Source organism: Streptomyces sp. LBL (assembly GCF_029893585.1).
Classification (GTDB): Bacteria; Actinomycetota; Actinomycetes; order Streptomycetales; family Streptomycetaceae; genus Streptomyces.
Genome location: NZ_JARXYX010000030.1, coordinates 125,276 through 131,720 on the forward strand (window position 1 = coordinate 125,276; position 6,445 = coordinate 131,720).

Sequence of the window (6,445 nt, forward strand, 5' to 3'; positions counted from 1 at the left end):
CAAGACGGCCCCGTACGACGTTCGGCAGTCTCGCTCCATGAGCTCGATGAGTACTGAACCCATCCGATTCGACACCAAGATCGCCGTCCTGCTGCGCGAGGACCTGGAGCCCTGGCAGCGGCTCAACGTCACGGCGTTCCTGGTCAGCGGCCTGGGCACGCACGTCCCCGAGGTGGTCGGCGAGCCGTACGAGGACGCCGACGGCGTTCCCTACCTGCCGATGTTCCGCCAGCCGGTCATGGTCTTCGAGGCCACGAAGGAGACGCTGACGACGGCCCACGCGCGCGTGCTGTCCCGCGCCCTGCCGCGTGCCCTCTTCACCAGCGACCTGTTCACGACAGGCAACGACCGCGACAACCGCGCGGCGGTAGGGGCCGTACCGACGGCCGCACTGGACCTGGTGGGGCTGGCGGTGTACGGGCCGCGCAACGCGGTGGACAAGGTGGTGAAGGGGGCGCGGATGCATCCGTGAGCACCTGCTCTTCCCGGCCCGCAGGTCTTCTCCTCACGATCTTCTCCCCACCGTCTCCTCCCACCGTCTTCTACGCGGCGCTGACCTCGGGCTCCGCGGGGGCGGCCGCCGGTTGCACGGAGGCCGGTCCCGCGGTCGGCATACGTCGCATCAGGGCGCCGTAACCGACGGCCGCCCCGGTCCCGATCACGGCGCACAGCCCCCACAGCCACTCCGCGCCGAAACGGTCGATGACGACGCCGGACATCACGGGGGCGACCAGGGCGGCGACCGACCAGGACAGGGTGTACACGCCTTGGTAGTGGCCGCGGCCGTGGACCGGGGAGATGCGGACGACGAGGCCGGTCTGGGTCGGCGCGTTGATCATCTCGGCCAGTGTCCACACGCAGACGGTGAGTGCGAAGAGCCCGATCGACCCGGCGAAGGCGGTGAGCCCGAAGCCGTACCCGGCGAGGAGAGAGGAGAGCACCAGCAGTCGTTTCGCGTCCCGGGGCTCGATGAACCGGGTGACCGGGATCTGCAGCGCGACGATCAACACCGCCGTTGACGGCGATCGCCATCCCTTGTTCTTCGCAGGGAATCCCGGCCTTCAGGCCGGGCGGGAATGCGATCCTCGGTCCGGAGGCGCGAAGCGCCGGAGATCTCTGCGTCTTCGGGGTGATGGTCAGGCTGGGCGCTTCTGGTTGTCGATGTACTCCTTGACGATGCTCAGCGGTGCTCCGCCGCAGGACCCCGCGAAGTAGGACGGGGACCAGAACACGGATCCCGTCCCGATCCGGTTGATCCGGCCGGTGTACTCCGCGCGCAGATATCGGGAGCTGACGCCCTTGAGGGAGTTGACGAGCTTGGACAGGGCGATTTTCGGCGGGTAGTGCACGAGCAGGTGGACGTGGTCGCCTTCGCCGTTGAACTCCCGCAGCTCGGCGCCGAAGCTCTCGCACACGTCCCGCATGATCGCCTCGCAACGCGTCAGCATGTCGTCGTTGAAGATCTCACGCCGGTATTTGGTGACAAACACCAAGTGGGCGTGGAGGTTGTAGATGACGTGGTTTCCCCGTCTGATGTCGGGATCTGGTTCCCAGCGCGGTGACATACGCCAAGTGTAGTAGGATCAAGCGGACCTGACCGGAGGGGGGTGGGCTGGATGATCCGTGCGTACAAGTTCCTCCTGCGGCCCACCGTCCGCCAGGAGCAGGCGTTTACCGAGATGCTGCGGGATCACTGCTCCCTCTACAACGGGGCCTTGCAGGAACGCCGCGACGCCTGGCGTCACGTCTCGAAGGCCACCGTCAAGTACGGGCAGCAGTCCGCTCAGTTGAAGGAGATCCGGGCGTTCGACCCGGAGCGCCAGGGACGCTGGTCGTTCTCCTCGCAGCAGGCCACCCTGCGCCGACTGGACAAGGCATTCCAGGCGTTCTTCCGCCGGGTCAAAGCGGGCGACAAGCCCGGCTATCCGCGCTTTCGCGGGGTGAACTGGTTCGACACGGTGGACTTCCCCAAGGACGGCGACGGCTGCCGGTGGGACTCCACCCCGCACCACCCGGTGACCCGCGTCCGGTTCCAGGGCGTCGGCCACGTCAGGGTCAATCAGCATCGCGCCGTGGTCGGCCACGTCAAGACCGTGTCGGTCAAGCGCGAGGGCCGAAAGTGGTTCGTCGTGGTCACTGCGGAGCGGGACCGGCCCGAACCGCTGCCCGCGACCGGCTCCGTGGTCGGCATCGATCTGGGCATCGCGAACTTCCTCGCCGACTCGAACGGTGATTTCGTGCCCAGCCCGCGCCACGGCCGCCGTGCGGCCGCGAAACTGGAGGCGGCGCAGCAGGCACTGTCCCGGTTCCCGCGCCGCAAGGCCAAAGACCGCACCAAGAACCACCAGCGCGCCGTGGCGAAGGTCGCCCAGCTGCACGGCAAGGTGCGGCGCCAGCGGCTCGACCACGCACACAAGACCGCGCTCGGCCTGGTCCGCGCGCACGACTTCATCGCGCACGAAGACCTCAAGATCCGCAACATGAGCACGGCCCCCGCGCCGAAGCCCGACCCCGACCGGCCGGGCGCCTTCCTGCCCAACGGGGCCGCTGCGAAGGCCGGGCTCAACAAGTCGATCAACGATGCCGGATGGGGGGTGTTCCTGACGATCCTGCACGCCAAGGCTGAAAGCGCCGGACGGGAAGTGATCGCCGTGGACCCCCGCAACACCTCCCGCACCTGCCCCCAATGCGGGCACACCGCGAAAGAGAACCGGCCCACACAGGAAAAATTTCAATGCGTCGCCTGCGGCCACCACGCGCACGCCGACACAGTGGGAGCCACCAACGTTCTACGGGCCGGGCTGGTCCGTCGCGACGCCAACCCGGCGTAACGAGAAGCCCCCGGCTTCAGCCGGGGGAGGAGTCACGAAGGTGGCGACGAAGGCACCCAGCCGGTTGACGAGCGTGCTGGTCCACAGCCACCAGAACTCGCGGGGGAGCCCCGAGACGGTCTCCCGGGCGGCATGTCTCAGGGCGGCGACAGGCATGACGGATCCCCCACGGGCGGAAGCGGTGTAAGTGTCTCAAGTGGCGAGCACAACTTACGAGAATTCTGGTGGGACGGGCCACCCAATTAGCAGATCCGGTCAACCGTGGGCCGTACCGTCCGCCTGTCGAGCGGACGTACGAGGCATCGACCCCTTGGATTACGCTCATCCACATGGCCGACGCACCGTACAAGCTGATCCTCCTCCGCCACGGCGAGAGCGAATGGAACGCGAAGAACCTGTTCACCGGCTGGGTGGACGTCAACCTCAACGAGAAGGGCGAGAAGGAGGCAGTCCGCGGCGGTGAGCTGCTCAAGGACGCCGGCCTGCTCCCCGACGTGGTCCACACCTCCCTCCAGAAGCGCGCCATCCGCACCGCCCAGCTCGCCCTGGAGTCCGCGGACCGCCACTGGATCCCGGTCCACCGCTCCTGGCGTCTGAACGAGCGCCACTACGGTGCCCTCCAGGGCAAGGACAAGGCCCAGACCCTCGCGGAGTTCGGCGAGGAGCAGTTCATGCTCTGGCGCCGCTCCTACGACACCCCGCCCCCGCCCCTCGAGGACGGCACGGAGTTCTCCCAGTCCGACGACCCCCGTTACGCGACCATCCCCCCGGAGCTCCGCCCCCGCACGGAGTGCCTCAAGGACGTCGTCCTGCGCATGCTCCCCTACTGGTACGACGGCATCGTCCCCGACCTCCTTACCGGCCGCACGGTCCTCGTCGCCGCCCACGGCAACAGCCTCCGCGCCCTCGTCAAGCACCTCGACGGCATCTCCGACGCCGACATCGCGGGCCTGAACATCCCGACGGGCATCCCGCTGTCCTACGAACTGGACGCGGACTTCAAGCCGTTGACACCGCGCGGGACCTACCTCGACCCTGATGCGGCGGCGGCTGCCATCGAGGCGGTCAAGAACCAGGGCAAGAAGAAGTAGCCTTCGTGATCATGCCCCCGACCTGCGCTGATGGCGCGGAGCGGGGGCATTTTTACGGCCTGGGCCCTCTGCGGGACCTCAACGCGGCGGGTCCTGCGGTGGCCGGAGTGCTTGACCGAGGGCGTTCCGGGCCTGGTCGCGATTGCTCGGCATGAGGTGCGCTTACACCTTGAGCGTCAGCCCGTGTCGAAGTGCCCGAAGTACTCCGCGAGCGCCTTGATCCTCTCTCCCGCATCCAGAAGCACGGTGTCTTCTCGTTACTCCACAGCGTGGTCGATCAGTTTGGGGCTCCCGGCGGGTCCAAGCTCGTGACACCCCAGGAAAGGACACCGCCATGTCGGAGCTTCTCGTCGACTTCATCACCTCCCTCGACGGCCACGCATCGGGAGAGGGATGGCCGGGGTTCTGGGGCCTCGAGGGCCCGGAGTACCTCGCATGGCTCGGCGAGCAGCCCGAGGCCACCTACCTGATGGGAGCGAACACCTACCGCCTGATGTCGGGCTTCGCCGCGGGCGAGGTCCCGAGTGGCCAGGACGAGTTCAGGCCTGAAGAAGAGGCGTCCGTGGACGAGCTCACGCAAGCGTCCAAGGTGGTGTTCTCCTCCTCACTCGAGGAGCCACTGACGTGGGCCAACTCCAGGCTCGTCCGCGACGACGCCGTCGAGGCGGTCCGCGCCATGAAGTCGAGTGGCTCGGGGCTCCTCAGCACGATCGGCAGCCTCAGCCTGTGCCGGTCCCTGCTACAAGCCGGACTCGTCGACCGCTTCCGCGTCGTGATGTTCCCGGTGATCACCGGGGCCACGGGCGAAGAGCGCATCTACGACGGCTATCCGGACGTTGCCCTCGAGATGATCGAGCACCGCACCTTCGACGGCCGCATCCAGCTGGTCGAGTACAAGCCCCGCGTGCTCGAGCACCCGCCGCTCGCCGTCCCTGCGTGACGTCGCCCCGTCCGCCGGCCCGGACGGCCGCCAGGCCGGCGCCGGCGGGCGCGGAGCAAGACGGGCCGCACCGCGGGACTCTGCCACGGCTGCCATCAGCCCGGAGACGCACGCTGCCTCGTTGAATGGGCCCGCGCCGAGCCAGGCAGCCCGGCATCATCGCGGGCACCGCGAGCTCGACATGCGGACGTCGGCCTACCGGGCCATGGTGGAGACAAGGAAATCGCGTTCAATGCCATCACCCTGCCCACGCCTGGCAGGAAAGATGCATCCGGTCATCACGAACGCCCAGAGAAAGCCTTCGGCGCCACGAACGCCCCGAGCATGACATAAACCATTCGCGAAATGGTGTTGCATTCCTGGCATGTCACCCTGGATTACGCGTCCCGATGGGAGGATTTATGCCGTGCAGCGACATACTACGCAATGTCTCCGAAGATCAAAGAAAGGTTGCGCGCCTTGGGGGAGAGGTCAAAGCGATCAAGGAAACCATAGCGCGACTGCAGAGTGAAAATCCGGTCGACCAGGCTCGGATCGACAAGCTGAAGGCGCAACGGGACAAGCTTGACCAGCAAATCAAGGACCTCGACAAGGAAATTGATGGTCTTCGACAGGACTATCATGACTGCGTCTTCCACATTCGAAATTAGCCAGTCGTGCCAGAAATGCGCCAGGACATGGCGCGTCACAACGGCTACACCCCAGGCGGGGCGAGGCCGGGCCGGGCCGGGCCGGGCCGGGCCGGGCCGGGCCGGGCGTACAGTGCGCAGATTTGAATGCGCCATGAGATTAGTAAATTCCGCCTTCCTCGATGAAGGGACCGAGGTGATCTGATCATGACGTTCCCAAATGGGGTCTACTTCCTTAGTAATTCGGAGACCAATCGCGTCCTGGACAGCAACACTGCTCAGGAAGTCACAACGGCCGACATCAATGGCGGTTCGTTTCAGAAATGGATACTCCGCAACGAGGGGAGCGGTGTAGCCACGCTCCGTAATCTGGCGACTCGTTTCGTATTGGACAGTAACCGCGAAGAGAGTGTGTACACTCAACCGCCAAATGATGGAAAATTCCAAAGGTGGATTCTCGAGCCGACTGGTGGAGGCGCGTTTTTCCTGCGGAACGTGGAGACGAACTTCGTGTTGGACAGCAACTATGAGGGGCATGCCTACACGGGACATTGGAACGGAGGTGCGTTCCAGAAGTGGTATTTTGGGCCCGCCCCTGCAGAGTGATATTGATTCAGCGGTTAACAACGGCTGAAGCAATCCTTTGGATTGTTGGTGCATGACCAGGTGTCGAGGGAGGGCCCGAAGCAGCCGAAAGTGATCGCAGCTTCCCAAGCTGAGTGCTCTTGGCCCAAGCCTGATCAGCGGCCGGCACACACTCAGGAGTAGAAGCCGACCCAGTACTCGTCATGACTGCTAAGCAGAGTCGAAGAAGCCCTCTGCCTTCGGGTTTTCCGCTGGTAAGGGACCGGGTCGGCTGAGCCTCGATCCACCGCGCGGTAGTTGGTCTGTGGATGACGAAATGAGAAGAGGTGCCCGCTGACCTGGGATGATGGGAGTTCCTACGCCCTCATC

General features: G+C 65.7%; 6 protein-coding genes and 2 pseudogenes. 4 read left to right on the forward strand and 4 right to left on the reverse strand.

Annotated elements, in window-relative coordinates; translation table 11 throughout:
- Positions 1-46: 46 nt before the first annotated feature.
- Positions 47-472 (forward strand): DUF2000 domain-containing protein, encoded by a 426-nt coding sequence (locus M2271_RS31405; protein ID WP_280890782.1) that lies wholly within the window; start codon positions 47-49, stop codon positions 470-472.
- 70 nt (positions 473-542) lie between these two features.
- Here the strand turns inward: M2271_RS31405 and M2271_RS31410 are convergent.
- Positions 543-1,035: pseudogene (locus M2271_RS31410) on the reverse strand (MFS transporter); the annotation flags it as partial.
- Positions 1,036-1,136: 101 nt separating this feature from the next.
- Positions 1,137-1,565: an IS200/IS605 family transposase gene (gene tnpA, locus M2271_RS31415; RefSeq protein ID WP_280890783.1), complete on the reverse strand. Its 429-nt coding sequence runs from the start codon at positions 1,563-1,565 to the stop codon at positions 1,137-1,139.
- A gap of 51 nt (positions 1,566-1,616) precedes the next feature.
- Between tnpA and M2271_RS31420 the strand changes: the two genes are divergently transcribed.
- Together M2271_RS31420 and M2271_RS31425 are read left to right on the forward strand one after the other, a co-directional pair.
- Positions 1,617-2,831 (forward strand): transposase, encoded by a 1,215-nt coding sequence (locus M2271_RS31420; protein ID WP_280890784.1) that lies wholly within the window; start codon positions 1,617-1,619, stop codon positions 2,829-2,831.
- A gap of 329 nt (positions 2,832-3,160) precedes the next feature.
- Positions 3,161-3,922 (forward strand): phosphoglyceromutase, encoded by a 762-nt coding sequence (locus tag M2271_RS31425; protein WP_280890785.1) that lies wholly within the window; start codon positions 3,161-3,163, stop codon positions 3,920-3,922.
- A gap of 78 nt (positions 3,923-4,000) precedes the next feature.
- Here M2271_RS31425 and M2271_RS31430 read toward each other — a convergent pair.
- Positions 4,001-4,170, reverse strand: a pseudogene (locus M2271_RS31430) (site-specific integrase); the annotation flags it as partial.
- Positions 4,171-4,256: 86 nt separating this feature from the next.
- Between M2271_RS31430 and M2271_RS31435 the strand changes: the two are divergent.
- Positions 4,257-4,862 carry a dihydrofolate reductase family protein gene (locus tag M2271_RS31435; protein ID WP_280890786.1) on the forward strand — a complete coding sequence of 202 codons (606 nt, stop codon included), beginning with the start codon at positions 4,257-4,259 and terminating at the stop codon, positions 4,860-4,862.
- A 419-nt stretch (positions 4,863-5,281) separates the two neighbouring features.
- Here M2271_RS31435 and M2271_RS31440 read toward each other — a convergent pair whose 3' ends face one another.
- Positions 5,282-6,028, reverse strand: coding sequence for a hypothetical protein (locus tag M2271_RS31440; RefSeq protein ID WP_280890787.1), 747 nt, complete (start codon positions 6,026-6,028; stop codon positions 5,282-5,284).
- Between the last annotated feature and the right edge of the window lie 417 nt (positions 6,029-6,445).

Coding starts and splice junctions, on each gene's coding strand:
- M2271_RS31420 (WP_280890784.1), top strand. CDS start 1,617: ATGATCCGTGCGTACAAGTTCCTCCTGCGGCCCACCGTCCGCCAGGAG.
- M2271_RS31425 (WP_280890785.1), top strand. CDS start 3,161: ATGGCCGACGCACCGTACAAGCTGATCCTCCTCCGCCACGGCGAGAGC.
- M2271_RS31440 (WP_280890787.1), bottom strand. CDS start 6,028: ATGCCCCTCATAGTTGCTGTCCAACACGAAGTTCGTCTCCACGTTCCG.
- tnpA (WP_280890783.1), bottom strand. CDS start 1,565: ATGTCACCGCGCTGGGAACCAGATCCCGACATCAGACGGGGAAACCAC.
- M2271_RS31405 (WP_280890782.1), top strand. CDS start 47: ATGAGTACTGAACCCATCCGATTCGACACCAAGATCGCCGTCCTGCTG.
- M2271_RS31435 (WP_280890786.1), top strand. CDS start 4,257: ATGTCGGAGCTTCTCGTCGACTTCATCACCTCCCTCGACGGCCACGCA.